Below are 26,938 nucleotides of genomic sequence, written 5' to 3'. Positions count from 1 at the left end.
CCGGCAATCATGATCTCGGCTCCAGAAGCCCCATAAACGTACCGTTGTTGTTAAGACGCATTCCGCGCCCACTTGAATCCCAAATATTCGTCACGTTGTCCAGCACCTCCGTCCGCACTCCGGGATCCCCAAGCATCTCATCCAGCAGGTCCATGCCCTGCTGGTTGCGTGCGGCGGGGTTTCCGGTCGACATCCCGCGGAAGACGCTACCAGGACGGTCGGAGTGCTTCTGCAAAGCGCGCCCGACCCTGGTCAGGCCCGCCTTGTCTGGTGCGCCCGCGGCGGCACGAATGTCAGCCGGCGTGAATCGTCCGAAGACTCGGGCTAGGTCAGATGCATCGTCGGCAGCCTCAGCGATCTCACCGATTCGCTTGGAGATCCTTCCCGCCGAAGCGGCCATTCCATAAGGACCGGGAACTGCGGCACCACAGGAAATGCTCGCATCGACGGTGCTACCTTCAGCCCAATACCACGCACAGTTTCCAGTATCGGCAAGGACGCCTGCCCCCGGCAATTGGCCAGCAATATCGAGTGTCAGGTGAGGGTCCTCCTCGCCCGCCGCTGCGAAGTCGCAAGCAAGTGCCCCTGAGACCCAGGTCCCTGTGTACATGGGTGCCACGTCCGCGCAAGCGGCTGCGTCGAACCCTCCACCGGTCTCGGCTTCTCCAATGGAGACCACCGTTCCGGTGTTCTCGAACTTCTCGCCATACTGCCATTCGCCACCAGACTTTGAACACGAGTACGTCGCGCAGTCGTCGGGACGATGGCCATCCATCTCAACTAGGTTGATCGGGTCTCCGCTCGTGAACGCGTAGCGGTTGCCGGTGTACGGGTCGCCTCCGAGACCCATGTCCGCGAGCGCCCCGTTGTACATGTCCCGCGTCGTGAACCGGTTGAGGCCGGGGTCGTAGTCGCGGAACCCCATGTCATAGGTGCCGGAGCCGGCGTTGAGGCGCTTGGAGTTGTACCTGTATGCGTTGTACGGCTCCGCCGCGGCGGGGTCGCCGGCCTCGGGCTTGTCGATCCCGGAGAACTCGGTGGTGTCGTCGGACCCGTAGGCGGTGTACCCGTAGGTCGCCGTGGTGTTGCCGGTCTCGTCGGTCAGGGTCTCGACGTCGGTGCGCGCGTTGTACCCGTAGTACGCCGTCTCTCCCACCTCGACGCCGGCCTCGGCGTCGGCCTGGTGGGAGATCTGCGACAGCCGCCCGCCCCACGGGGAGTACTGGTACGACTTCGACAGCTCGCCCGCGACCTCCTCGGTGAGGACCTCGGACGACAGACCCAGGTAGGTGTAGTCGGTCGTCTTGCCACCCGAGGTGGACGAGGTGGTGCGGTCCAGCGGATCGAACCGATAGGTCGTGGCGACCAGGGCTCCGGTGTCGTCCATCTTCTCGGACTTCACCACGTGGTCGAACCCGTCATACGTGCTGCGGGAGATCACCTTCCCCGCCGACGTGACCGACTGCTGGCGCCCGAACGGGTCATAGGTGTAGTTCGCCGTCTGCCCGCCGGTCGTGGCGGTCTGCAGCCGGTTGCGGTCATACGCGTAGGTCGTCGTCGCGCCCTTAAGCGTCTGGGAGATGACGTTCGCGTTCGCGTCGTGCACGTACACCTCGTCCGAGGCCCCGTTGCCGGTCTTGACCTTCTTCGCGAGCCGGTCGACCGGGTCGTACGTGTACGTCGTCGACGAGTCCAGGTACGCGCCATGGTCGTCCGCGTTCATCTTCGACGCCGCGTCCGTGGCCTGGTTGCCGTTCGCGTCATACGTGTACGCGTGCGACGCGACCAGCGTGCTGCCGTCCTTCTTCAACTCCTTGGTGGACTTCAGCGCCCCGTCCAGGAAGTACGCGTACGAGGTCACGTTCCCGTTCGGCTTCGTCTCGGACGCCTTCTGCGACCGGGCCGTGTACCCGTACGTCGTGGTCTTCACCGACCCCGGCGTCTCGCCGGTCGTGTCGGTCACCCCGACCGTCGCCAGCAGCTCGCGCGTGTCATAGGTGTACTCGCTGACCTGGTCCGGGTGCGTGACCTTCGTCGGCTGCCCGTTCACGTCATACACGTACGACGTGACGACCTTCGACGTCGCGGCCGGGTTCTCGGTCACCGACGACACCTGGTTCAGCTGGTCGTAGACCACCTTGTACGCGTCGATCCCCGCACCCGCGCCGCCCGCGTCCTTGGACGTGTCGTCGATGGTCTCCAGGTTGCCGTTCAGGTCGTACCCGTAGGTGAACGTCTTGCGCTCGGTGTCGGCGTCAGCGCTGTTGTCGCGCACCAGCTTCACCGCGTCCGCGACCACCACTCCCGTGGCCGACGGCACCAGCGACAGGGACGTCGTCTCGTTCTTGTCGAGCTCGTACGACCCGACCTTCTTCCACGCCCCCGCCCCGGCGGACTGGTCCACCGTGACCTTCGGCTCCACGACCTGCGCGCCGTCGCTGCCCGCGGCAACCTCCGGGTCGCCGTGCGCGAGGGTGAACGCGGCGTCCTTCGCCGCACCCGTCACGTTCGGGTACGCGACGTACAGGTCGTAGGTCCCGTTCGCGGGCACGTCCAGGCTCCACGTGAACGCGTCCGCGCCCGGCGTCGCCGTCGCCGCGTGCGTGCGGTGGTCGATGCCCTGCTGACCGGTGACGTCACCGGTCGCCCAGGTGCCCTTGACCGTCGTCGACTGGCGGTCGGAGTTGTCCGCGAGGACCTCGTTCGACCCCACCGGGACACCGTCGTCCGCCATCGACTTCAGCTTCCCGTCCGGGAAGTACGACCACGTCATCGTGCGGTTCGCCGAACCACCCGCGGACGTCAGCGTGCGCGCCGTCTGCTGGCCGAGCTCGTCGTAGTCGTACGTCGTGGCGATCCCGAACGGGTCGGTGGACTTCTTCACCCACCCGTTCGCGAAGTACTCGAACGTGGTCGTGTTGCGCTTCGTCTGCCCGTCCGAGGCCGGCATCGACGTCGACGCCACACGCCCGACGGCGTCGTACGTCGTAGCCGTGAACACGTCCGCCTTGTTGTACCGGGTGTCGGCGGGGTCGTACGGCTGGAACTGCTTGACCGGGCGGTTCAGCTTGTCGTACTCGGTCCGCAGCGCAAAGTCGTCCGCCGCCGCGGTGTCCACACCCCGCGGGGTGATCACCCGGGTGGTGTTGCCGACCTCGTCGTACTCGTACTTGGTGGTGCGGTACACGATCGCGTCACCCGTGCCCGAGTGCGGCACCTTGACCTCGACCTGCGCCCCACGCGCGTCGTACTTCGTGGTCGTGACGTTGCCGTCCGCGTCGGTCGCCGAGGTGACCAGCGAGTCCGCGTCATACCCCGTCCGCGTGACGTTGCCGTCGGCGTCCGTGGCCGTGATCGGGCGGTGGTTCAGGTCGTACCCGGTGCGCGAGGTGAAGTCCGTGGTCGACGTGGAGGCGACCTTCTTCGGGTCCCGCACCTCGACGGTGTTGCCGACCTTGTCGTAGTCGTACTCGATCCGGTCCCCGGCCGCGTTCGTCACCGCGGTCAGCTGGTACAAGTCGTCGTAGGTGTACGTCGTGGTGTAGTCGTCCGCGACGGTGGTGGTGGCCACACCCTTCGGCTCGGTCACCGCCGTCAGGTTCCCGACCGTGTCGTACACGTACGTCGTGGCCCGCTCACCGGAGGTGTCGGTGTCCTTCGGCGCCGTGGTCCTGGTGACCTGGTCCGCCTTGTCGTAGGTCGCGGTGCTGGTCGCGCCGTTCGGTGCGATCGACGTGGTGACGTTGTCGTTCGCGTCGTACACCGGAGCGGGCGTCGTGATCGTCACCGCGCTCGTCCCGCTGCCCGACTTGAGCGTGGCGGACTCCAGCGGGCGCCCGAACACGTCGTACGCCTGCGTGGTCCACCCGCCCGTGGCATCCGTGACCTTCAGGACCTGGCCGCGTACGTCGTACGAGCTGGTCGTGACCTTGCTCAGCGCGTCGGCGATCTTCTCGGGGTACCCGGTCGGGGTGAAGCTCGAGTAGGTCGTGGCGTTGCCGTTCGCGTCCGTCGCGGTCTTGAGCTGCCCGTACGCGTCGTAGGTGTAGGTGGTGGTGTAGTCGCCCGCGGTCGACGTCGCCAGACCGAGACCGTCCGTCACCGACGTCAGGTTGCCGAACGCGTCGTACCCGAACTGGTTGACCCGCCCGGCCGGCGAGGTGGTGCGGAACAGGTCCGCCGCGTATCCGTCGGCGCGGGTGGCGTACTCGTACACCGCCGCGCCCTTCGGCGCCTGGGCCGCGGTCATCCCGCGCACGCACTCGCTCGCGGCCGGCGCACCGCCGTTCGCCTTGTTCTGCTCGGCGTCACGCTGCCAGGTCGGGTACCCGGTCTTCGGGTCGTAGCAGTACGCCGTGACCGCGCCGTTCGCCTCGGTCAGGGTGCGCACGTTGTTGTCCGCGTCCCAGGTCAGCGCGACCTTCTCGGCCTTCGCGTTCGTCACCGACAGCGCGCGGCCGCGCACGTCCGAGGTGTAGGACGTGACCTTGCCCTTGTCGTCCGTGATCGTCGCGTCCCGCAGCGTCGCGTCGGTCGCGTTCGGCGCGTACGCGAACGTGGTGTCACCGCCGAGACGGTCGGTGATCGTCTGGGCCTTCCAGTGGTCGGCCTGGTCGTCGCCCTCCGACGGCGCGAAGTAGTCCATCGCGGTCGCGTTGCCGCGCGGGTCGGTGATCTTCACCAGCTTGACGTTCTTGTTGCCCTGCGTGGCGTCGTAGGCGAAGCCGAACGTCTTCGCCTTGCCGGACCCGGCGCCGTCGACCAGCTGCCCCAGCAGACCCTTGTCCGTGTAGTACAGCTCGACGCGGCGGCCGGAGACGTCCGTGATCGCCTTGACGTGGTCGTAGATCTTGGAGTTCGACAGCTTGCCCGTGGCCGAGACCACCGCGCCGGAGGCGTCGACGTACTTGTACCCCGTCTGCCCCTTCTCCCAGTACTCGACGCTCAGGGCCTGCCGGCCGGCGGGATCGGTGACGTAGGTGAGGAACTTCGTCGGCTTGTTGTTCGACTGGCGCTGCGCGTACGTGAACGTCTGCGTGTTGCCGTTCTTGTCCACCGTGGACGTCAGGTACCCGTCGCAGTCGAACAGGAACCGGGTCCCGTCCGGGCGCAGCATCGTCCACGCGTCGGTGACCTCGTCCGTGCCCTTGCCCGGCGTGCAGTCCAGGCCCGGCTTCGCCGACAGCTTGTAGTTGACCCCGGCCGGTGCGACCCACTCGCCGGTCGTGTCGTCGAGGCGGAACACGTGCGTGGTGCCGTCACCGTCGGGCAGGAACACCTCGGTCGGGTGCGGGTTGGGGTGGAAGTCCAGCGGCGCGCCCAGGCGGACCGGGCCGGCCAGCTGTGCCGACCAGCCGTACCCGGTCACTGTGTCGGACGTGTCCATCGAGTTGTACGCGAACCTGGCGAACGACGTCAGCCCGCGGCCCGGGTTCGTGAACGCGTCGTACGACCACACCGCGTTCCCGGACGCGACGTTCGTCATCACCGACGACCCCGCACCGGTGTTCTTCCCCGCGTACGTGTAGAACGACTCCAGGCCCAGCTCGTCGGACGTCGGGTCCTCGACCGCGACGTTCTGCTTCAGACCACCCGAGGGCAGCCCCGGCGCGGGCGTCGAGGTCCCGGCCGCGACGACCTGCCAGCTCAGGGTCACGTCGTTGCGCTTGTTCCCCTCGCTCACCGGCGGCGGGCTCACCTGCGCGGTGATCGTGCGCGACTCCCCCGGCGACATGTCCTGCGGCAGCGCCGCCGTCGTCGGCTGCGCCCCCGCGACCGCGGACCCGTCGGGCAGCGTCCACGTTGCGCGCAGCTGCTGGGCGGCGGTCGTCCACGTGCCCGTCGTCGTGTTGGTCACCGTGACGTCCGCGCTGTAGGACGCGCCTGACTCCATGCGCGACGGCGTCTCGGGTGCGTAGAACGTGCCCTCCGGCGTCGTGTCCAGGTACGTGATCGCCAGACGGGGCCCCGAATGCTCGAGCCCGCCCTTGGACTCCAGCTCCCGCGACGCGAACAGGGTGTGCTCCTGCGCGAGCGTCTCGTTCGCCATCTTCAGCATCACGCCGCGGTAGGCGGTGGGGGCGTCCGCCCACTTCTGGACCAGGGACTTCACGTCCCAGCCCACCCGCTCGGACCCGTCGGGGAAGTCGGCGTTGGTGCCCAGCGCGGTCGTACCGAAGTCACCGCCGGCCTTCGTCCACGTCGCCCCGGTCTTCGGGGCGTTCCACGTCGCGGTGGTCTCGTCGAAGTCGGTCGTCAGCTGACGCGCCTCGTACACGCCACCGGCGGTGGTGATCTCCGAGACCGTCTTCCACATCCGCAACGACGCGTCCGTGATCCGCGCGCCGGCCGGGATGCCCCAGTCGTCGAACTCCGCGACCATCCGCACGTCGCCGTAGTACGACGAGTCGTTGCCGACCATGTCCCAGCTCTGCGGGCCCGCATCCTGGATCACGTTGAGGTTCGTCGTCGGCTTGCCCGAGGACAGCGACGTGTCACCCGTGGCCAGGATCTCCTTGGTGGTGTGCCCCGCCTTCGGCAGCCGCACCAGCTGCGTGCTGGACGGCACCACCGTGCCGTCCTTCGTCTTCACCGCGACCTGGTAGTAGTACGCCCGGCCCAACGGGTCCGTGCTGTCCGCGGGAGTGGGTACCGCGGTCGTGTCCGTAAACGTCGTCGTCCCCGGCGCGACCGGCGACACCAGCGTCGCCGCCGACGGCGTGAACGTCTGATAGATGCTGCGGTGCACCTGGTACTCCACCAGGTCGTCCGCCGTCGACGTCGACGGGTCCGCGTACGTCGACCAGGCCAGCTCCGCGCCCGTCGCGTGGATCGTGTCCGGGATGTCCAGCACCACACCCGGGCGCCCGTACGTCAGCACCAGCTTCGGCCGGTTGCGCGTCTCGCCGCCGTAGGTGTACTCGCTCGCGTCGTACCGCGGACCGCCCAGCGGTCCGTTCGCGGACTCGTCCGCCGCCTTCAGCACGAACCCGTAGTTCGGGAACGTGCCGTCCAGCCACCCCTGCACCGTGTCGGTCACGTCGTAGGAGTGCCACTTCTGCAGCTCGCCGGACGGCTTGATCACCGTCGAGCCCTTGGTGAACCGCACCGCGTCCGCGATCACCGCGGTCGCCGTCGTCGACGTCGTGTCCTTCAGGACCACCGTGCCGGTCGTGCCCGCCTTGAACGGGTGCGAGCCGAGCGTCGTCCACACGCCACCCGTGCCGCGCAGCTGGTCCACCGAGTACGTCTTCGACCCGCCGGAGTACGCCACCGTGTACGGGGCGTTCGTCATCCGGTCATTGGCCGGGACGTGGTGCACGTCCACGCGCCAGTTGCCCGCGGCCGGCAGCGTCGGACGCCACGTGTAGGAGTCGCCCGCCGGGGCGCCCGTCGCGAACTGGTAGTCCCCGCCGATCGCGTACTGCGTGAGGTCCGGGTTGCCCGACGCCGTCCACGACCCCGTCGCGGCCGAACCCGCATCCCCGTTGTCGACCACGATCTGCGTGCCCGACAGCTCGCCCACCAGGTCCTTGGTCGAGTTCCACGTCGCGGACAGCGAGTCCCACGACGCCTTCGCGCGGTGCGCCTCCAGCGCCACGTCCGTCGTGTAGCTCGTGTGCGTCTGGGAGTAGTACATCTGCAGCGACGCCGCCGTCAGCTTCGTCCCGGCCGGGACGGTCGGCAGCGGGAACGTCACCAGGCCGCGCACGATGCCGCCGCCGTCGGTACGCCCGACCGAGAGCCGCTCCGACGTCCCGTAGTTCGTCGTCGGGTTCAGCGAGTGGACGAACGTGTCCTTGCTGGTCGTCGGCGTCGGCGCGACGATGATCGTCGGGTCCACCGTCACCGGGAAGACGCGCTCCTTCGCCGCCAGCCACTCGTGGTCCGGCGTCACCGTCAAGGCCCAGCCGCCGTCCGCGCCCTGGGCGAGGTCGAAGTCGACCCCCGTCGAGACCGCACGCCCCTGGTCGTCGGCCGGCGCCACCTTGCCGCCCTCGGACGACGCACCCTTCGCGGAGTCGAACATCACCCCCGCCGGCATCGTCAGCACCGGGTCGGTGCCCTGGCCGTAGAACCCGATCGACCCGTCCTTCGCCGCACGCGGCTCCAGCCCGTCGAGGCCCGACAGCGTGAACTCGAAGCTCACCGGGTCCGTCGGCGCCTCGTCCAGGACGATCGACTCCTTCACCCGGCCCGGCTCCGCGTCATAGACCAGGTCACCGCCGGCCAGCGCGTCCACGTCCGGATAGGTCACCCGGGAGCCCTCGACGACCGGCTCCAGCGCGTCCTCCTTGTCGGAGGCCAGGCCCAGGGTCACCCCGTTGCCGCCGTCGGCCTCCACACGCAGCACGGAGTCCGACGACGTCCCGAAGAACGACTTCGCCACGTTGCTCCGGTTCGACGCCGCCCAGCCGTGACCGCGCACCTTCGAGCCCTTCGCCGTCGGCTCGACCGTCGTGTCGATGTCCTGCAGGGAACCGTCCGCCGCCTCGAACGACGTCGGCTCCCCCGACACCTCGACCTGCACCTGACCGTTGCTCATCAGGAACGAGCGCGAGTTCGTCGTACGACGACCCTTCAGCTCCCGCACCCGCTCCGCCTTCGGGGCAACCTCACCCTTCGGCAGATGCTCACGCGCGGGCACACCCTCCGCAGACGTCGGCGCCTTCTCCGGCGCCTTCTCGCCGCCGAACAGCTTGCCCCAGAAGCCACCACTGTCCGTACCGGCCGGCAGCTGCTCGCCCGGTGACGACGCGTCCGGCTCCTCGGCCGCGATCGCGGATGCTGGACCACCCACCACGATCGTCGCGACGAGGGATGCGCTCAGCGCAGAGGCGACAAGCGCCCGCATGCTGCGGCGGCGAACCGATGAACTCACGTCAACACTCCTGGCCTCGGGCACACGCGACCATGCGGTGCACCGGTTGTGGAAAGACGCCGGCCGGCCCCCTAGCACAGGCCGATCCAAGCGGGCTGAACGTAGCGGGTGAAATTCCTGGCCAGGTACTCGGCTTCGGAAAACCTGAAACCGGACAAGCCGCTCACAGCGGCACAGTTGACGACCGCAACGGTCGCAGGTACCTTCTCGCCGCCAGGCAGTGCGGCCCCGAGGAGGCTTCAGTGGTATCACTCGCTCAGCTCAGGACCTTCCAGGCCGTCGTCGAGCACCGCTCGATGAAGGGCGCTGCCGCCGAGCTCGGCGTCGCCGTCAGCTCCGTCAGCACGCGCATGAGCGCGCTCAGCGAGGAGCTGGGCGTCACGCTCGTCCGCCGCGTCGACGACGGCAGCTATACCCTTACCGACAGCGGCCGCACCGTCCTCGCCTCCTGCGACATCGTGCTGAACGAGGTCGACCGCATGCGCACCGCCGGAGCCCGACGTGCGGCCCGCGGTCCACGTCAGCGCGCCGCCCGCCATCACCCGGCCACCACTCAGTGCACCTGCACCAACACGGCTGCGTGAGCGCACTGCCCACAGCACTTTCACCGGCCTCAAGCGTCGCGATCTACGCATCGAGGGCCAGTTCGCCCGATTGACAACGCCCGAGACGATGGGGAGCACCGCGTGGCGACCGAGGAGTTCGCGGCCTGGCAACCACTGGTGGCATACGCACGGCCGTATCTGCGTGAGGCAAGCGGGTTCAGCGGGTCGGTCGGCGTGAACGGCGGGCACGGCGTCTCCGGAGTCCAGTTCCCCCAGCCGCCCTTCGTCCCCGGGCGCGCGATGCAGGTCGAGGACTACGCCGAGCAGCACGCCCCGTTCGAGACGGTCCGCGAGGCACTGCGGGCCGACGGCCTGATGGGGGTCGACTTCAAGGTGAACTACCGCGCGGACGGTGCCGTCACGGTTCGCGCGGTGCTTGCCGGGCAGGAACGCACCGAGCGACTCGGGCACCTCACGCTCGTCGAGGGCGCCATGCCAGAGCCGTACCGACGCCGACCCGCACCGCCGGCTCCCGGGCAACCCCGCGGCCCCGTCGACCTGCCGGCGCTCGAGCAGATCCTGCGTGCCCTGTGGCCGAACGAGACCGGGATGTCGGACGCCGAGCTCGACGCGTACGAGACGGCTTCGGGACTGGCATTGCCGCCCGAGGCCCGCGTCCTGTACAGCGCAACGCGAGGGCGTCAGCAGTACGCAGACTGGGCGGAATTCGACTGGAACGCTCCCGTCCCGTTCGACGTATGGGCCCTCGACGAGCCGTGGCGCGCGGAGCCGCGTACCCGTTACCACGGCTGGTCGACCCTGGCCCGTACCGCGGGCAACACGGCGTCGGACGACGCGATCCAGGCCCTGTCGCAGCCGCCCGAATGGTTCGTACTGGGGAACGCGGACACCGTGACGATCGCCATCGACACGGTCCCCGGACCGGCGGGCAAGGTCGGCCAGGTGATCGGCTGGAGCGACGAGTCACGCGGTGACCAGCCCTTCGGCGCCAGGGTCCTGGCGGACTCGCTCCTCGCCTTCGTCCGGGGCGAGCGACACGAGGGCGACGGAATGGTGACCGGGTGGACCGAGGACCTGCCGGAGTACGGCGAGGTGACCGTGGCCAACGGCCGTGCCGTGTCGGACGTCGCCTCCCCCGAGCTCGAGGTCCTGTACATCGTCAAGCGCCCCGAGGACCCGGCGACCGTGGCGGAAGCCGCCGGACTGCCGCGGCTGCGTACGCTCGTCTCGGTCCCCGGCTCGATCAAGGACCCCCTCGAGCTCGGAGGGCTCGGCTCGCTCGAGTACCTGGAAACCGGGCCCGCCGAGTGGCGGGCCTTGCTCGACGCCGGTGCCGTGCCTCGTGGGCTTCTGGCCTGCGCCGTCACCACGGGATTCGGGAGCACGACGGACCCGCAAGAGGTCGCCGTGATCACGGATGAGCTGCGCACGCTTTTCGGGCTCGAGCCGTCCGAGCGGGCCGTGACCATCGACGGACGCCTCTAGGCCGTGTCTCTTGACATCCGGCTCAGCCATCACCGGTAGCTCTAGAGTCCGGGTGTGACCACGAACCTGCCCCACGGGGCGTCTGGCGCGCTGCGGCGTTTCGCGGGCTGGGTTGCTCGCGGCTCGGTCGGTCGCCCGCTCCTGGATGGGATCGAATACTGGGACGACTTGCGGGACTCGCCGAGCCAGATGGAGACCCTTTTCGCGGTGTTCGCCAACGTTCTGGAACTCGACGACGATGGCGAACCCGTGAACGAGAAGTACGCCGAGCGGCGGGCCGCAACGTGGATCTACCAGTACTGCACTGGGAGCCTTCCGCCCGGCGAACCAGCACTTGAGCACTGGGAAGTTGAGCTCTACTGACGGTTCGTGGCTCAGCAACACAACCAGACGATGATTGCGGCCAGGACGACCGCGCAGGGGTCGTCGTCGCGGCAATCATCACCTGGCTGCGGTGGGCCTAAGCAAGGAAGTCGGTGACCCCCGACATCACCGCCGAGTACGCACCGTCTGCGTCCCGGAACTCGTGACAGAAGGTGTAGACCTCGAGGCCGACCAGGTACTCGACATCAGCCCAGCCGCCTGTGTAGACGACGATCTCGAGCACGTCGCCGACGGCGCGCTTCCGAAGGGTCAGCCCCAGCGACTCGGGGACCCGAACGCTGGCCCGATCGGGCGTGATCGGCTTCGGCCAACCCGCCTCGTAGTCGCGCCAGGTCAACGGGCCGACATCGACCTCACGTCTCCACCCCTCAACGACCGGCCGCAGCCGGTCCGCAAGGACATCCAGGTCAACGAGGTGCTCCACGGGCACATCCTGCCCCGCCGGCCATCAGGAGACATGGCCTAAGTGGCACGATCGGCGTGTGACTGTGCTGAGGCTCTCGGGCGAGTGGTGGAGCCGTGAAGGCTCCGGTCCGCCTGCTGAGAGCAACTTCGCTGCTGTGCTCGACGAGATCGAGCTGGAACTGAGTCCCGATCACGAGTTGGCGGGCAAGATCGTGCGTGTGGAGGCCCGATACTGGCCCTCCGACGACGTCATCGTCAGCTTGGTTGACGGCACGTTTGCAATGGTGCATCCCACGTGGACGAGCCGCGCCGAGCGAACCCCGCGCCCGAAGTCGATCCGTCTCGGAGACGCGGCGGCAGCCTCTGAGGCAATCGAGAAGTGGGAAGAGTGGCGTTGAGGACGATCCGACGAGACAGCTCCGCAGCCCAACGACGTTGCGGACAGCGATCTTCGGCGGGTTGCGATCCCGTAGGAGGTGACGAACAGACCGTACGACGATGACTCGTGGACCTTCTCGACGACGACGCACCACGGAGCCGGTGAGGACGTGCACCGCTTGGCAGATTCGTTTCACACGCTCCTCGACACGTCAGCCTGAGATGTTGAATCGTGTCGCCGGGATTTCATCCCCTGGAGCCTGGGGTTGCGCCGGCCAAGCTGTCGGGCCTCAGGGTGAGGCCCGCGTTGGAGTCGGCTGACGACGAGTCTCAGCTGGGCGGCCAGACGCCCAGCATCATCGCGCTGGCTCAGACTGCTCGACGGGCTTCCCAGAGGCTGATCGCCGGTGACGCCGTATCGATCCCGGTAGGCACCAATGGCAACGACCAGGCGGCGCCGATCTGCGTCGTTCGCGAGCGGGGGCCGGGGCAGTCGACGCGTCCATGGTTCCTCGCCGCGCAATGCCCGGTTGCGATGGCTCTCGCACGACGTTCGATGAGTTCTGCTCGGACAGCCAGTGCTTCGGCGACGTCGTCGGGGAGTGGTCCGCGGGCTTCGGGGATGAAGCCCGCGATTCGAGCGGGCCGGCGGGTCCTGAGGCCGGCCGTGGCGGTCGCGAGGCGGTGATGCAGGACGGCCACGACGTCGTCGGCGTCGCGCAGCGGCCGGTTCGCGGTGAGGCGGGGACGAATTCGGTCGACGTCGTGTCCGTCGGCCTCGGCGCGACGTAGCTCGGCGCACAGCGGTCCGAACGTTTCGGACTCGAACGCCCGAGCGATCGCGTTCTCGTCGAGTCCTTGGTCGCGGAGGCTGTGCGTGACCAGGTGCGTCCAGCGGGGGCGCTGGGCGTGGTTGGCGATGGTGTCGTACTCGGCGGCCAGCCTGGCGATCGACAGGTGTCGGTCGTGCTCGGTCCGCACCGACTCGTGGGCGGAGAGCTCGGCACCAGTCCTGGACAGGATCCCGGCGAGGATCGCTCGGGCATGCGCCCGCTCCGAGAGTCCGTCGTCCGTCGTCTTCCCTGTGGGGCTGCAGTGGTTGTCCTCCCGGTCGGGGTGGTCGAGCGGGACGTAGGCGGTGTTGGTGGCTCGACCTCGCGTCATCCCGACGTAGGTCAGCTCGCGGGTCATGCTCGGGGTGGCGATCAGGTGAGCGGTGTCGGTGGTGATGCCCTCGGCGCGGTGGACGGTGGTGGCGTAGCCGAGGTCGACGTGCTCGGCGACATAGGCGGCGGGCAGACGCACGGTCGGAAGCCTCGGCGACGCGCTTCGCGGAGAAGCCGCGTCGGTCCCCTGTCCAGCTCCAACGGGTTGCGCGGTGACGGAGCCGTCGCGGTGCACGTGGAGTACCTGGCACCGGGTGCCGTTGCGCACCCATCCGTCGCGGCCGTAGCGCAGGTGACGGTCGTTGCGGCGGGTGAGGATCGTGTCGCCGGCTGAGGCTTCGACGTCCCCGGCCAGCATGACGGCGCGTCGGTCGTCGATGGTCCCGGCGAGGAGGCGTTCGGCGCGGGCGCGGCGGTTGAGATCGGTGACCGTGGAGGTGTCGGCGGCGATCAGGATGGAGTTCTTCCCCGAGGCATGGTCGGCCAGCCAGGCGGTGTACGCGGCATCGACTACCTCGTCCGTCGTGCCAGCTATGACGCGGCCGTGGCGCTCGTAGACAGGCAGGACGTCCACGTCGCCGTCGCGCAGGCGCAGGCTCCCGGACTTCTCCCAGTCGTGGGCGAACCTTTGGACCTCGACGAGCTCGGGCACGGCGCCAGTGACACGCCGTCGTTCTCCGACAAGAAGTTTGAAGGCGCCGCCGGTCTCGACCGCGGAGAGCTGGGCGGGGTCCCCGACGAGCAGCACCTTCGCCCCGACGTCGGCGGCATGCCGGGCAAGTCGATCGAGGGTCTGAGTGCCCGCGAGGGATGCCTCGTCGACGATGACGAGCTGCCCCGGCCGGAGGGCCCTCGTACCGGCCGCGTGGTCGTACAACCACTTGGCGGTGTTCTCGCACCCGATCCGCAGGTCTCCGGCAAGGACTTGTGCCGCGGCCGCGGACGGTGCCAGCCCGACGACGGACCCGGTGCCGTGGGTGGTCTCCCACAGGGTGCGCAGAAGACGCATGGTCGTGGTCTTTCCGGTGCCCGCCGGACCGACCAGCACATCGAGCACCCGCCCCGACGTCGCGACGGACACGACGGCATCGGCTTGGGACCTGGACACCACGCCCTGGGCGACGGCGTCGTCCGCCACCACTCCCGAGAAGGCTCCCGCGAGGCCGGGACCGGTGGTGTCGGCACTCGACGCCAACAGCCTCTCCTCGGCGGCGATCACGGCTTCGGAGGTGTAGACGGTGGCGTGCCGCGGCCGCAGGCTGGAGGTGCCGTCGGCGCGGCGCAGGAACTCCGGCGTCGGCGCCAGCTCGGGCGGCGTCAGCCGCACCGACCCGGCCTCCGCTGCGGCGACGATGCGGCCCACGACCTTGAGCCGGTCCTGCGCGGTCTGGAAGCGCCACGTGTTCGTCTGCCGCTCGGCCTCGGCCCACAGGTTCCAGTGCCGCCACGTCGCGCGTTTGCTCCCCACCACCGACAGCACCACGCCCGCCGCGGAAGAGACGGCGTCGTCCGGCACCTCGCCGGCAGTGAAGGACCGCCCCGCTCCGAGGCCGTCGACCACCCTGGCGATCAGCCCCTGCGACCACTCCCTCGAGTCCCGCCCCAGGACGCGCGACGCCCGGTCGTGCCACGTCTCGGTCAGCTCGCCCAGCGACTCGAGCGTCTTCGGCGGCCGTGTCGCCAGCGTCGCCTGCGCCCGCAGCCGCACGATCGTCCGCCGCGACGGGTGCCGGCCGTGTTCCCGCCGGTACTCGCGGATCAGGTCGTCGGCGCAGTGCTCGATCTCCACCGACCGCGAGGAGAACTCCCGGATCAGGTCGTCCGGGACCCCGTCGATCTCCAGCGCCGGGCTGCGGTCACGGCCGCGCGCCCGGCGCGACCACGTCACCCCGAGGGTGCCGGTGAGCCTGTCGGCCAGGACCGCGTTGTAGAACTCCGAGAACGCCACGTTCGCGTTGAACAGCGCCCGCGAATCCAGGGTGCGCCACTTCCCGTCCACGACGGCGCGGACCTTGTTCGCGACCACCACATGGGTATGCAGCTGCGGGTCGTGGGCCCGCGAGTCCCAGTGATCGAAGGCCATCGCCACCAACCCCGTGACGTCCACCTGCACGACCGACCCGTCCCCCGCATCCGCGCCCACCCGCGTCGCCGCCACCTGCCGCTCGATGAACCCGATCGTCTCGGCCACCGCCCGATGGTGCGCCGCCAAGATCAGGCCCTGGGTCCGGCGGTCGGCCAACCCCCACACCACCGACACCGACTTCGGCACGGAGAAGGTCAGATCGAACCCCGCCGTCGCGGTCCGGTCCCCCGTCCTCACCTCCTCAGCCGTGATCGCCCCCACCGCTGCCTGTCGCGCCTCGTCCGACAGATCCGCTTCCAGCTGCGCGACGCGCGCTGCGATCCGCTCCCGCACCGGGACGAATCTCGGATACCGACGCCCCAACGGCTCACCAGTCACGGGATCGACGCCCTCACCCAACAGCCGCTGCAGGTGCGTCGTGGTCACCGGATCGTCCGGGCGCAACGCGCGGCCACCGCCCAGGTCCGGCAGGCCTGCCCCGAGCCAGAAGCCCGGCGGAGTGCCCGCCTCCGCGTAGTAGGCAGCCACCGGATCCACCCACGATCCCGCCGCGGCGCCCCGTGCCGGCGCGGCGTCCAGGTCAGCGTTGCGGATCGAGCGCGTCAGGTACTCATACCCATTGCCCGCGCTCATCTTGCGCACCGACACCGTCATCGAACACCGCCGCGGACACGCCCGAGCGTCGAGCGCGAATCAGAAGCCGTCCCACGGCCCAAGGCCACAACTGCCTGAGGTGTGAGATCTCTGCGATCGGTGGACACGACGATCACCTCCGATGGACAGGTGTGATCGCCTGTACCCGAGGGACTCGCGGACCGGGCGTGCGGTCGCCGCGGCGCGGCATCCGGCCCTTGACGTTGCGGACGAGCCGAGCGCACGATCGTGGGAAAGCACAACGCTGTGACTCACCCGCCGCTGGTGCGGGATCCGCTGTTCGGCCCGGCCGGGGCGCGTACAGCCTCAGGTTCGTCAGTCCCGATCCACCACGGGGGCGTCGCCATGAACCGGCCGTCCGACAACTATCTCCACTCCAAGTGCGCGATTCACGGGATCGTCGTCGGGCACCGGCAACGCAAGGACCTCGGCGACCTGGACGCCCTCGCAGCATCGATCTCCGAGGTGGGGATGCTGCAGCCGATCACGATCACCGACGGCAACGTGCTCCTGTGCGGGTACCGCCGACTCATGGCCGCGAGGCAGCTGAAGTGGCGGTCGGTGCCGGTCTGGATCCGCACGGGACTGTCCGACCGGCTGACGATCCTGATGGCCGAGCGCGACGAGAACGCGCTGCGCGAGCCGCTGAACCAGGTCGAGGCGGCAGCCCTCTACGCAGAGCTGAAGGACGTCCTCGCGGAGGAGGCCCGGGCGCGGCAGGAGTCGTCGCGGTTCGGTGGGTCGGATGGTGCCGCCCACGCGGCGGCACCGCGCGGCGCCGGAGACGTGCGGCGTATCGCGGCTCACACGGTCACCGGCGCGGCGTCCTACACCCGCCTGGAGCGGATCAACTGGATGCTTGGCGTCTCCAAGGACTTCGACCTTCCCAAGCCGGTGCGCGAGCTCGCTTCCACTGAGGTCGAGGAGCTACGACAGGGCGCCGGGGTCGCGCCGGCCGTCAACCGGATCAGGGCAGCGATCCGCCAGGCGGAGGAGGACGCGGAGCGCAAGCACCGGTCGTGGGCCTCCACGCTCGTCGACGCCACTCCCGCGGACGTCGACGAGGCGGAGCACCTAACCCTCGTCGAGAGCGACCAGCGCGGACAACTGGAGTACGCGCAGAAACCGACCCGCGCCTCCCACCACCCAGCAGTCACAGCAGCCCAGGGACGCAGGTCCGCGCTCGAGTTCTCGTCGGTGCTGGATGCCGCCTCGGCGATCCTCCGGTTCGATCCCGCCGTCGTCGGCCCGCACCTCGACGAGGACACGTGGGCGACGCTCCATCGCACGGTCGAGTCCCTCCGAGTCTTCCTCGAGGTCGCCACCGAGACACGTCGCGGAACGGCGCCGAAGAGCGCCTGATCACGACGGGCGTTGAGCCTGGTCGCGCATCCGCACGTCGCGGACTACCACCCTCCACCCCGCGTCGTCAGGCAGCGTCGGCTGGACCCATCCGGCCGGTGCGGCGACGGGCGCCCCCGGCACAGCGACGGCCGAGCGCCGCACCTCGTCGACAGGTCCCCCACCGAGGCCGCTCGCGTCCCCGACTTCCTGGCGCATCAGCTCCGCCTCGCCGATCTCGACCATCTCCTGCAGCGCGGCGGAGGTGTCCGGCGCCAGACGGAGCCGCTCGATGTAGTGACGCCCGGTCACCCCGGCGTCGATCTTGTGACCGAGCAGCGCCGCGGCCTCGGCGACGCCCATCCTGCGAGCCACGACCGTCGCCACCGTCTTGCGCAGCAGGTGCGGGTACACCCCGCTGAGCTGCGCCGCCGCCAGCGCCGCGCGCAGCGACCGGCGCAGGTTCGACGGGGTCTGCGGCCTGCCGACGTTGCGGCCGTCGCGGAACGTCCGTGAGGGGAACACCGGCATGTCCGCGCTGGTGACCGCCGGGCGGATCGACTCCAGGGCCTCGGCGGTGAACCGCGGCACGATCATCGAACGCTGGCCGGCGTCGGTCTTCGGCCGCTCCTGCCGCACGGTGCCCTGCCCCTTGATGTCGACCATGGTGGCCGTCACCGCGATCGTCGGCAGCCCGTCCGGCGACAGATTCACCTCGCCCCATCGCAGCGCCATCACCTCACCGATCCGTAGGCCGGTGCCCAACATGACGTCGACCACGGCCGGAAGGTGCCCTGTCGGCTTCGGGCCCGGCTGGCTCTGCCTCGAGGCCTGCCAGTCGCGCGTCGCCCTGCGCAGGCGCGCCACGTCGAGCGCGGACATGGCCACCGGCTCCGGCCTCTTCTTCGCCGGCGCGATCGTCTTGCGGGCCGGGTTGTCCCGGAGCGCGTCGTGGATCACCGCACGGTCGAGCACGGCGACCAGCGCGGCCCGCGCCTGGATGGCCGTGGCGAGCATGTCGTGCTTCCCACCGGCCCGGCCGCGAGCCAGGACCCCGTCCAGCCACTGCTGGCACGCCGCCGGGGTCAGCTCATTCAGCCGCCGCTTGCCCAGGTGCGGCACGACGTGGTTCCCCAGGACCCGCTCGTACTCGTCGACGGTCTGGGGTAGCACCGGCGGGTTCGGCCACGCGGTACGCGCCCGCATCTCGTTCACCCACTGCCGGCACGCCAGCCCCACCTTGGAGTCCGGACGCAGCTCCGATGATCCCCGTGCCGCGCCGAGCCGTTCGACGATCGCGGCCTGGACCGCCAGTCTCGCCTCGACCGCAGAGTCGCGGCTGCGCGACACCTGTGTGTCGTCGCCGTCCAGCAGCCGCACCCGCACCTTGGCGCGCCACTTGGCGCCGGTCCGATAGACGAAGATCTCCCCGTGCTCGCCGGGCTTGAGCCTTCTCGCCGACATCGCGATCACCATCCCGACCCGTCGCCGTCGTCGACGCCGTCGGCGGCGGCTCGGTTCCCAGGACGCTCCGACGCGTGGTCGGACAGCCAGGTCGCGATGTCGTTCTCGTCGAACAGCAGGTGCCGGCCGACCTTGTACGCCTTCGGCGCCGTCCCGCGACGGCGCCAGGCGTGGACGACGCGCGGCGTCGTGTGCAACTTCTCGCACAGCTCGTCGAGCGTCCACATCGGGGTATGGGACAAGTTGGTCCCGGGATCGTTGGCTTCCATGCCCCGTAGGTGTGATCCGGTGTACCTCACCGCCGGATCGTCCTCGGACGCAGTCTCCGAACCGCGCCCTTCGCGTGGCACAAGGCGTGGCATTTCCATCGTTCTCGCCCTTCGTCAGGGCGCCCCGGGGAAAACAAGAGGACCGCTGACCTGGTGGTCAGCGGTCCTCAGCCGGTGGAGCTAGGGGGATTCGAACCCCCGACCTTCTCATTGCGAACGAGACGCGCTACCAACTGCGCCATAGCCCCGAGAGCGGTGCCAACATTAGCACCCCGTCACCGCAGGTCGCCAAATCGGCTCAGCCGGCGGCGCGACGGCGCGCGAGGATCTCGTCGAGCGGCAGGCCGAGGGTCTCGGTGCGGGGCCGTGGCTCCTCGGGCGCGGCCGCGTCGGCGGCCGGCGAGGCGGTCGAGGGGGCCCCGTCGGCGCCCGCGGGCGTCGCCGTCGGGCCGAGCGCCGCCTGCATGGTCGCGGCGAGCGCGGCGACGCGGGCGGGGTCGGAGACGGGCACGGCCCGCCCGGTCGCCGTCGAGGACGACGCGACGAGCGGGCGCGGCTCCCGGCGGGGCGCCGCGGGCTTCGTGACGTAGGTGGGCAGGGGCACGGGGACCGGCTCCCACGGCTCGCTGCCGACGGGCGGCGGGCCGGGCAGCGGCGCCGGGCCGGGCTCCGGGTCCACGACCACCAGGGGCTCGGGCTCCGCGGGCTCCTCGTCGGCGCGCACGTCGAAGACGACCCGGCCGGACGACGGCGCGGCCCGGGAGACGACCGGCTCGGGCTCCGCGGTCTCCTCGTCGCGCGCGCCCACCGCACCGGCGGCGACACGAGACGAGGCACGCGGGGCGGGGCGGGGCGGGGACGCCGCGGCCGGGGCCGCGACGCGCGGGATCATCTGCGTGTGGGTGGCCGACGGGCGCACGGCGTGGCCGGTGACGCGGGGCCGGTTGCGGGGGGCGTGCGGGCCGCCGTTCGCGAGGGCGCGCGCCTGCGTCGCCTGCTGCCGCGCGGCCTTGCGCTCCGCCGCCCAGCGGGCGTCGGCGCGCCGCGCCTGCAGCACCGCGACGCGGCCCAGCACGAGGACGCCGAGCAGCAGCGCCGTCGGGACCGCGCCGGCGACCCAGGTCACCAGGCCGAGACCCACCACGACCCACCCGGCGACCGTCACCAGCAGCAGGAGGACGGTGAGCAGCAGCCGACGGCGCGCCCGCGCGGCACGCTGCTCGAGCATCGCGAGGCGCGACTCGCGCGGCCGGCTCGGCGCCAGGGCCTCGGCGCGCGGGTCCGTCAGGGCGCGCGACGCGCCCCCGTCGTCGTCCAGACCCATCGGTCGCTCCCCTCGTCCGCCGTCCGACGGCGTGCCGGACATCAGCAGCGGCACCGACCCGCCGGCCGGGGCCGTCACCCCGCGCGGTCCGCCCGCCTCCGCCACCGCCAGCACCCGGAGCCCGCCGGAGAACCGGTCGTCCATCCGCGCGTCGAGCAGCTGCTGACGGTGCCGCAGCCGGTGCGGCACCCAGAAGCCCAGCCACAGGACGAACAGCGCGAGCACCGCGAGTCCTGCCGCCGACGTTTCCACACACGCGACGGTAGGGGACGTGGCGACGCCGGGGACGCACGCCGCCGCGGCGTGTCCGTGGTCGGGACTCGTCGGGACCCGTCAGTCGCCGTCGCGGGTGCGCTGCCAGCGGGCGAGGAGCCCCTCGGGGACGTCCTCGGTGGTGATGGCGAACGTGCGGTGGTCGCGCCAGGTGCCCTGGATGTGCAGGTACCGCTCGCGCAGCCCCTCGTCGCGGAAGCCGAGCTTCGCCACCACCCGCAGGCTGGGCGCGTTCTCGGGCCGGATGTTGATCTCGAGGCGGTGCAGGCCGAGCACGGCGAGGCAGTAGTCCCCCGCCATCGCGACGGCCGTCGGGATGACGCCCCGGCCCGCGACGTCCTGCGACACCCAGTACCCGATGCTCGCGGAGCACAGCGAGCCGTAGACGATCTGGGAGACGGTGAGCTGACCGACGAGCGCGCCGTCCAGCTCGACGGCGAAGGGCAGCGTCGTGCCCGCGCGGGCCTGGGCGGACAGCACGCGCAGGTAGTCGCCGAACGTCGACGCGGCGGGCCGCTCCCCCGGCGACGTCGCCTCCCACGGCTCGAGCCAGCCCGCGTTGCGGGCGCGCAGGCGCAACCACTCCGGGCCGTCCTTGCGGCGCAGCGGGCGCAGCACGACGGCGCCCGTCGGGCCGTCCTCGCGCAGCGTCACGGGCCACGGCCGCGACACCGTCCAGCCGCGGGCGAGCTTGTGCGTCATGCCACCTCGTTCCGTCCCGACGCTCCGGCCCGCGCCCGATCGCCCGTGCCGTTCTCGGCGTCACCGGCGCGCGCCGGGACTCCCCCGACGGGACCCTGCCACAATGGCCCCATGCACGGCGACCGCAAGGGATCGAGAGCACACCGGCCGTACCCCGTCGTCGCCGGGATGGAGGTCGAGGACGCCAAGGAGGAGCTCCGGCGGGCCATCCGCGCCCACCGCGCCGAGCGCTCCCCCCGCCTCCGCGACGAGGCCGCGCGGGCCCTCGCCGACGTCCTCGCCACCGTGCCCGCCGTGCGCGACGCCGGCGTGGTCGCCACCTACGTCTCCCGCCCCACCGAGCCCGGCACGCAGCCCCTGCTGGAGCAGCTCGCCGCCCGGGGCGCCCAGGTGCTGCTGCCCGTCCTCGGGGCGGGCCTCGCGCGCGACTGGGCCTGGTACGCCGGCCCCGAGGACCTGCTGGAGCGCGCCCCCGGGCGCCCGCCGGAGCCGAGCGGTCCCACGCTGGGCGCCGAGGCCATCGCCCGGGCCGACGTCGTCGTCGCCCCCGCGCTCGCCGTCGACGACCGCGGGGTGCGGCTGGGGCAGGGCGGCGGCTGGTACGACCGCCTCCTGAAGATGCGCCGCCCGGGCGTGCCCGTCGTCGCGCTCGTCTTCCCCGAGGAGGTCTACGACTCGGCCGAGCAGCCGCTGCCCGCCGAGGAGCACGACGTGCCCGTGCACGCCGTCGTCACCCCCGAGGGCTGGCTGGAGGTCGCCCGTACCGCGAGGTAGCTCGAGTTTCGACGAACTACCTCGCCGACGCTCGAGCTACCTCGCGGAGTCAGGGCACGAGCGTGGCGCGCGTCTCCGCGGACTCCTCGACCGCCTCGCGGGAGAACGGCCAGTCGAACGTCTCGCCGGCGGCCCACTCGTCGAGCTGGTCGTCGTAGTGCGACGACGCCGGGTGCCCCGAGGTGCCGGTGACGGTGACCCACGTGGAGGCGTCCAGGTCGGCCATGTCCACGACCATCCGCATGGACGGCCCGGTCGTCACCGCGAAGCTGCCGGTGCCGGCGTCCCACCCCGTCGCGTTGACGATGGACGAGCCGCCCGGCATCTTCACCGGGTCCGGGTTCACGAGGTCGCGCACGAGGCTCGGCACGCCCGCGCCGCCGAGCACCGGGTGCTCGAGGCGCAGGGTGTGCAGCGTGCCCCAGTCCCAGTCGGACGGCTCCTTGGACAGCTCGACCGTGAGGTCGCGCCGCGCGCTGATGAGGGCGCGCGTGAGGATCTCGTCACGGGACTCGACCACGTTCGCGGTGGTGCGGTCGTCCCAGAACTTGTCGTCGGAGCGGTCCAGCATCGACGTCACGACGACGAGCCACTGCGAGCCGCCGTCGGGCCGCATGCTCGTGGGCAGGTCGTCCCAGAACGCCTCCTGCAGAAGGTTGCGCCACACGGCGGCGAAGTACGCGGCGGCGGGCGAGTCGGCGTCCATCCGGTAGTCCCAGTCGGCGAGCAGGTCCTGCCCGGCCGCGACGTACGAGTCGTCGAGGTCGATGTCCAGCAGCGCCGGCACGAGGGCCTCCGCGAACGCCGACCAGTCGTCGTTCTGGATGCGGTTCATGTCCTCGACGGTGAAGGGGCGGCCCGTCGCGATCTGCTCCGTCAGCAGGGTGCGGATGCGCTCGGAGCGGTAGCCGTAGTCCCAGTCGTCCGCGAGGTACGGCTGGGTGCCGCTGCGCAGCACGGCCTGGTTGGCCGCGACGACGAAGCCCTCCTGCGGGTCGAGGGCGCGGGGCATGTCGTCCGGGTCCACCCAACCCTTCCAGTCGTAGCGCGGGTCCCAGCCGGGCCGGGGCCACGTGCCGCCGGACGGCACCGGGCCCTTGACCTTGGCGCGCACGGGGATGCGGCCGGGCGCCTGGTAGCCGATGTGCCCGTCGGTGGTGGCGAAGACGATGCTCTGCGCCGGCACCTCGAACAGCGCGGCGGCGGCGCGGATGTCCTTGGCGTCCTTGGCCGTGTCGAACGCGAAGACGGCGTCGGCGGTGCGGCCCGGCTGCAGCGCCGTCCACTGCAGCGCGACGGCGTACTCCCCGAACTCGGTGCCCTCCTGCGTGGGCGCGCCCACGACGTCGCCGACGTCGAGCACGTCCGAGACGATCGGGCCGTGCTCGGTGCTGCGCACGGTGAGGTCGACGGGCTTGCCGCCCGCCACGCGGATGGTCTCCTTGCGGACGTCGAGCTGCTCCCAGTCCTCGGCATCGCCGTCCTTGAGCCAGGTGTCGCCGCGCACCCGCTCGATGAAGAAGTCGGTGACGTCGGCGCCCATGTTGGTCAGGCCCCAGGCGAGGTCGCCGTTGTGGCCGATGATCACGCCGGGGAAGCCCGCGAACGAGAAGCCCGCGACGTCGAAGGGGCACGCGTCGCTCACCTGGTTGCAGTGCAGGCCCACCTGCGACCAGATGCCCGGCGCGGAGAGCGCCAGGTGCGGGTCGTTGGCGAGCATCGGCTTGCCGGACGCCGTGTGGTCGCCCGAGACGACCCACGAGTTGGAGCCCGCCGCGTCGCCGCGGCCCACCAGCACCGGGACCGCGTCGAGCGCGCTGCGGGCGGAGTCGACGGCGGAGCCCAGCGCGTCCGTCGCCGCACCGGCGCCCGTGGTGCGCCCGGTGAGGGCGGACGTGAGCTCGGCGTCCGACGCCGGGCCGCCCTCCTGCGAGGCGTCGCCGGTGACCCGGTTCGCCAGGTCGCGGTTGCGCAGCACGGGGTGGTTGCCGCTGGCGTCGTAGTCCGGGAACAGCTCGTCGACCAGGTCCGTCTCGCCGAGGGTGCTGTAGGCGAGGGCGCGGTCGAGCTCGCTGTCGTAGTTGCCGCGCAGGTCCCAGGCCATCGCCTTGAGCCAGGCGAGCGAGTCCACCGGGTCCCACGGCTCCGGCTCCTGCACGTCCACCGTCGCGCCCAGCACGGTGTACTCGACGCCGAGCTCCTCCGCGTCGCGCCCGTCGAGGTAGGCGTTCACGCCCTGCGCGTACGCCTGGAGGTACTCCCGGGACTCGTCGGAGATGTCGTGCCACTCCTGCTCCGCCACCCGGCGCCAGCCGAAGGTGCGCGTCACCTTGTCGGCCTCGATCGCCTCCGGGACGTCGCCGACGAGCTCCGCCAGCCGCCCGGCCGTCACGTGCCGGCGGTAGTCCATCTCGAAGAAGCGGTCCTGCGCCTGCAGGTAGCCCTGCGCCTGGAACAGGTCCTCCGGGGTGTCCGCGTAGACCTGCGGCACGTCCTGCGCGTCGCGGCGCACCTCGACGGCGGAGGTGAGGCCCGGCACCTGCTGCGTGCCCTCGTGGTCCGGCAGGGGGCGCCGCAGCGTCACGACGGTGAAGACGGTGGTGGCCACGAGCGCCAGCACGACGACGACCGCGACACCGGCGACGGCGCTGCGGAGCCGCGAGCGCCGGGCCGGACGGGGCCCCGTCTCCTCGTTCTCCGTACCGTCCGACGAGGGGTCCGGCTCGGACGGGCTTCCGGGTGCTGCAGGGGTGGCGGTCGCTGACACGCAGGCGAGACTACCGTCCGGCGTATGATTGGCACTCGCATCACCTGAGTGCCAGCATCCCGCGTCCCGCGGCAGGTGCCGGCGTCCGCCCCGAGGAGATCACGTGCCCACCTACGCGTACCGGTGTGCCGACTGCGGCCACGCCTTCGACGTCCACCAGGCGTTCACCGACGACTCGCTCACCGTCTGCCCCGAGTGCGGCGGCGCGCTGCGCAAGCAGTACGGCTCCGTCGGCGTCACCTTCAAGGGGTCGGGGTTCTACCGCACGGACTCGCGCTCCGGGTCGGGCAAGAGCACCGGCACCTCCTCCAGCACCGTGTCGGCGGGCAAGGAGTCGTCCGGGTCGTCGTCGTCCTCGTCGTCCGGCAGCTCGTCGTCGAGCGGCTCCTCGTCGAGCTCGTCGTCGTCGGGCGCCTCCAAGGCCGCGTCCTCCTGACCCGTCGCGAGGACGCCGGCACCGGGGCGCTGGCCTGAGCGCTGCCCCCAGGGGTCGGTCGTCCACAGGCGCGCCGACGGGTCAGGGCGGGCGCACGACGGGGACCTAGCGTCGCCGCCATGCCGCTGCCCGACATGCTGACCCGCCCCTCCCGACGCCGCTCCGACGAGCCCGCCGGTCCCCGTGACCGCGGCTCCCCGCCCGGCCGCCGCGCCCTGCGCCGCCTGCGCGCCGCCCTCTGGCGATCCCGCTTCGTCCTGGCCGCCGTGTGCTGCGGGTTCGCGGCCGTCGCCGTCGTCCAGGCGGTGCGTCCCGCGCCGCCGCCCTCCGTCGACGTCGTGGTCCCCGTGCGCGAGCTGCCCGCCGGCGAGCCGGTGTCCGCGGCCGACCTCACCACCGTCCCCGTGGCCGCAGCCCTCGCCCCCGAGGGCGCCGTCGCCTCCCCCGCCGACCTCGTCGGCCGCGCGCCCGCCACCGCCCTGCCCGCCGGGCTCCCGCTGCGCGCCGAGCTGCTTCCCGGCGGCGGTGTCGTGGCCCAGGCGCCGGTCGGCACGGTCGTCGTGCCGGTCCGCCTCGACGCCACCGCCGCCGGCTGGCTGCGCCCCGGCGACCGGGTCGACCTCGTGCGGGCGGGCGAGGCCGGCGGCGGGTCGCGCACCGACCTCAATAGCGACGCAGATGGCGATCCCGCGCCGTATCTCGCACGGCGGGCCCTCGTGCTCCCCCGCCCCGCTGCGGGAGCTGCGACCGACGCCGGCGGTGGCCTCCTCGGCGGCCCCGTGGGGGCGTCCGACGGCATCGACGTCACGCTCGTGGCCGTGTCCGAGGACGAGGCGCCGGGGCTGTCCGCCGCGTCGGGCGGGGGCACCGTCGGCGCCGTCCTGGTGAGGTGAGTCGGGTGCGCTGAGCCGGGTGAGTGAGCCGGGCGAGGTGAGCCCTGTCACGTGCGCCGTCGCCGTGACACACCCGCCCCGCCGTTGCGGCGCCGGGACTCGCCCGCGAGAATCGGCGACCGTCAGCCGCCGGGTTCTCCCGGCGCGTCCGCACCACCAGGGGGCATCACATGAAGAGCATGCTTGCAGGCTTCAAGGAATTCATCATGCGCGGCAGCGTGGTCGACCTCGCCGTCGGCATCATCATCGGCGGGGCGTTCACAGCCGTCGTCACCGCCATGGTCGACAACATCCTCAACCCGATCATCGGCGCGATCTTCGGCAAGCCCGACCTGACGAACCTGTGGGACATCACGCTCCGACCCGAGCACGGCGACGTCGCGGCGTCCGTGATGTCCATCGGAGGCTTCCTCGACGCCGTCCTCAACTTCCTCATCATCGCGGCCGCGCTGTACTTCGCGATCGTCCTGCCGCTGAACAAGCTCGCCGAGCGCCGCGCCCGCGGCCAGGTGGAGGAGCCGGAGCCGCTGGCCCAGGACACCGTGCTGCTGCAGGAGATCCGCGACCTCCTCGCCGCGCAGGCCGGGCCCGCGCGGCACTGACGTCCCGGGACGCCACACACGGCGGCGTCAGCGTCGGCGGCGTCAGCGTCGGCGGCGTCAGCGTCAGCGGCGTCAGCGTCAGCGGCGG

The 26,938-nt window shown here is 71.1% G+C and carries 17 protein-coding genes and 1 tRNA gene; 9 read left to right on the top strand and 9 right to left on the bottom strand.

Annotated features, from left to right (window positions below; genetic code table 11):
• Positions 1–7: 7 nt before the first annotated feature.
• Complete coding sequence (locus tag ACFWDO_RS12000; RefSeq protein WP_380317081.1) at positions 8–8,881, bottom strand: DNRLRE domain-containing protein; 8,874 nt, start codon at positions 8,879–8,881, stop codon at positions 8–10.
• A gap of 242 nt (positions 8,882–9,123) precedes the next feature.
• Here ACFWDO_RS12000 and ACFWDO_RS11995 point away from each other — a divergent pair, with 242 nt between their 5' ends.
• From ACFWDO_RS11995 to ACFWDO_RS11985, 3 genes are all read left to right on the top strand, one after another.
• Positions 9,124–9,465, top strand: a complete 342-nt coding sequence (locus ACFWDO_RS11995; RefSeq protein ID WP_380317078.1) for a LysR family transcriptional regulator — start codon at positions 9,124–9,126, stop codon at positions 9,463–9,465.
• Positions 9,466–9,567: 102 nt separating this feature from the next.
• Positions 9,568–10,932: a hypothetical protein gene (locus tag ACFWDO_RS11990; RefSeq protein ID WP_380317075.1), complete on the top strand. Its 1,365-nt coding sequence runs from the start codon at positions 9,568–9,570 to the stop codon at positions 10,930–10,932.
• A gap of 54 nt (positions 10,933–10,986) precedes the next feature.
• Positions 10,987–11,295 carry a hypothetical protein gene (locus ACFWDO_RS11985; protein WP_380317072.1) on the top strand — a complete coding sequence of 103 codons (309 nt, stop codon included), beginning with the start codon at positions 10,987–10,989 and terminating at the stop codon, positions 11,293–11,295.
• Between the two features lie 97 nt (positions 11,296–11,392).
• On the opposite strand, the gene ACFWDO_RS11980 is transcribed toward ACFWDO_RS11985, so the two are convergent.
• A complete protein-coding gene (locus ACFWDO_RS11980) occupies positions 11,393–11,740 on the bottom strand; it encodes a hypothetical protein (protein ID WP_380317069.1) in 348 nt (115 codons plus the stop codon).
• A gap of 58 nt (positions 11,741–11,798) precedes the next feature.
• Between ACFWDO_RS11980 and ACFWDO_RS11975 the strand changes: the two genes are divergently transcribed.
• Positions 11,799–12,119, top strand: a complete 321-nt coding sequence (locus ACFWDO_RS11975; RefSeq protein ID WP_380317066.1) for a hypothetical protein — start codon at positions 11,799–11,801, stop codon at positions 12,117–12,119.
• Between the two features lie 349 nt (positions 12,120–12,468).
• Here ACFWDO_RS11975 and mobF read toward each other — a convergent pair whose 3' ends face one another.
• A complete protein-coding gene (gene mobF / locus ACFWDO_RS11970) occupies positions 12,469–16,005 on the bottom strand; it encodes a MobF family relaxase (protein ID WP_380317063.1) in 3,537 nt (1,178 codons plus the stop codon).
• Between the two features lie 345 nt (positions 16,006–16,350).
• Here mobF and ACFWDO_RS11965 point away from each other — a divergent pair, with 345 nt between their 5' ends.
• Positions 16,351–17,367 (top strand): ParB N-terminal domain-containing protein, encoded by a 1,017-nt coding sequence (locus ACFWDO_RS11965; RefSeq protein WP_380317061.1) that lies wholly within the window; start codon positions 16,351–16,353, stop codon positions 17,365–17,367.
• On the opposite strand, the gene xerC is transcribed toward ACFWDO_RS11965, so the two are convergent.
• The 5 genes from xerC to ACFWDO_RS11940 all read right to left on the bottom strand — a co-directional run bounded on the left by xerC (position 17,368) and on the right by ACFWDO_RS11940 (position 21,378).
• The gene (gene xerC / locus ACFWDO_RS11960; protein WP_380317059.1) at positions 17,368–18,810 is read right to left on the bottom strand and encodes a tyrosine recombinase XerC; all 1,443 of its coding nucleotides are present in this window, start codon (positions 18,808–18,810) and stop codon (positions 17,368–17,370) included. It abuts the gene before it with no gap.
• 5 nt (positions 18,811–18,815) lie between these two features.
• Positions 18,816–19,037 (bottom strand): helix-turn-helix transcriptional regulator, encoded by a 222-nt coding sequence (locus ACFWDO_RS11955; protein ID WP_380317056.1) that lies wholly within the window; start codon positions 19,035–19,037, stop codon positions 18,816–18,818.
• Positions 19,038–19,254: 217 nt separating this feature from the next.
• Positions 19,255–19,327 (bottom strand) — tRNA-Ala (locus ACFWDO_RS11950).
• A 50-nt stretch (positions 19,328–19,377) separates the two neighbouring features.
• Complete coding sequence (locus tag ACFWDO_RS11945) at positions 19,378–20,655, bottom strand: hypothetical protein (RefSeq protein WP_380317053.1); 1,278 nt, start codon at positions 20,653–20,655, stop codon at positions 19,378–19,380.
• Between the two features lie 81 nt (positions 20,656–20,736).
• Complete coding sequence (locus ACFWDO_RS11940) at positions 20,737–21,378, bottom strand: GNAT family N-acetyltransferase (protein WP_380317050.1); 642 nt, start codon at positions 21,376–21,378, stop codon at positions 20,737–20,739.
• A gap of 111 nt (positions 21,379–21,489) precedes the next feature.
• Here ACFWDO_RS11940 and ACFWDO_RS11935 point away from each other — a divergent pair, with 111 nt between their 5' ends.
• Positions 21,490–22,152 carry a 5-formyltetrahydrofolate cyclo-ligase gene (locus tag ACFWDO_RS11935; protein WP_380317047.1) on the top strand — a complete coding sequence of 221 codons (663 nt, stop codon included), beginning with the start codon at positions 21,490–21,492 and terminating at the stop codon, positions 22,150–22,152.
• 49 nt (positions 22,153–22,201) lie between these two features.
• Here ACFWDO_RS11935 and ACFWDO_RS11930 read toward each other — a convergent pair whose 3' ends face one another.
• On the bottom strand, positions 22,202–24,919 hold the full coding sequence (locus tag ACFWDO_RS11930) for a penicillin acylase family protein (RefSeq protein ID WP_380317044.1): 2,718 nt from the start codon (positions 24,917–24,919) through the stop codon (positions 22,202–22,204).
• Positions 24,920–25,022: 103 nt separating this feature from the next.
• Here ACFWDO_RS11930 and ACFWDO_RS11925 point away from each other — a divergent pair, with 103 nt between their 5' ends.
• The 3 genes from ACFWDO_RS11925 (at position 25,023) to mscL (ending at position 26,850) form a co-directional block, all read left to right on the top strand.
• Positions 25,023–25,355 carry an FmdB family zinc ribbon protein gene (locus ACFWDO_RS11925; RefSeq protein ID WP_380317041.1) on the top strand — a complete coding sequence of 111 codons (333 nt, stop codon included), beginning with the start codon at positions 25,023–25,025 and terminating at the stop codon, positions 25,353–25,355.
• A 119-nt stretch (positions 25,356–25,474) separates the two neighbouring features.
• Positions 25,475–26,248, top strand: coding sequence for an SAF domain-containing protein (locus ACFWDO_RS11920; RefSeq protein ID WP_380317038.1), 774 nt, complete (start codon positions 25,475–25,477; stop codon positions 26,246–26,248).
• Between the two features lie 170 nt (positions 26,249–26,418).
• Entirely contained in the window at positions 26,419–26,850 is a 432-nt protein-coding gene (gene mscL / locus ACFWDO_RS11915) for a large conductance mechanosensitive channel protein MscL (protein WP_380317035.1), read from the top strand.
• The last annotated feature ends 88 nt before the right edge of the window (positions 26,851–26,938 follow it).

Source organism: Isoptericola sp. NPDC060185 (assembly GCF_042728595.1).
Lineage (GTDB): Bacteria > Actinomycetota > Actinomycetes > Actinomycetales > Cellulomonadaceae > Isoptericola.
The sequence above is the reverse complement of the archived record's forward strand: the minus strand, read 5'-3'. Positions and strand labels throughout refer to the sequence as shown.

Bases quoted from the DNA above. Each gene is read 5' to 3' on its own strand.
- mscL (WP_380317035.1), top strand. From the start codon at position 26,419: ATGAAGAGCATGCTTGCAGGCTTCAAGGAATTCATCATGCGCGGCAGC.
- ACFWDO_RS11940 (WP_380317050.1), bottom strand. From the start codon at position 21,378: ATGACGCACAAGCTCGCCCGCGGCTGGACGGTGTCGCGGCCGTGGCCC.
- ACFWDO_RS11955 (WP_380317056.1), bottom strand. From the start codon at position 19,037: ATGTGGACGCTCGACGAGCTGTGCGAGAAGTTGCACACGACGCCGCGC.
- ACFWDO_RS11920 (WP_380317038.1), top strand. From the start codon at position 25,475: ATGCCGCTGCCCGACATGCTGACCCGCCCCTCCCGACGCCGCTCCGAC.
- ACFWDO_RS11935 (WP_380317047.1), top strand. From the start codon at position 21,490: ATGCACGGCGACCGCAAGGGATCGAGAGCACACCGGCCGTACCCCGTC.
- mobF (WP_380317063.1), bottom strand. From the start codon at position 16,005: ATGACGGTGTCGGTGCGCAAGATGAGCGCGGGCAATGGGTATGAGTAC.
- ACFWDO_RS11965 (WP_380317061.1), top strand. From the start codon at position 16,351: ATGAACCGGCCGTCCGACAACTATCTCCACTCCAAGTGCGCGATTCAC.
- xerC (WP_380317059.1), bottom strand. From the start codon at position 18,810: ATGTCGGCGAGAAGGCTCAAGCCCGGCGAGCACGGGGAGATCTTCGTC.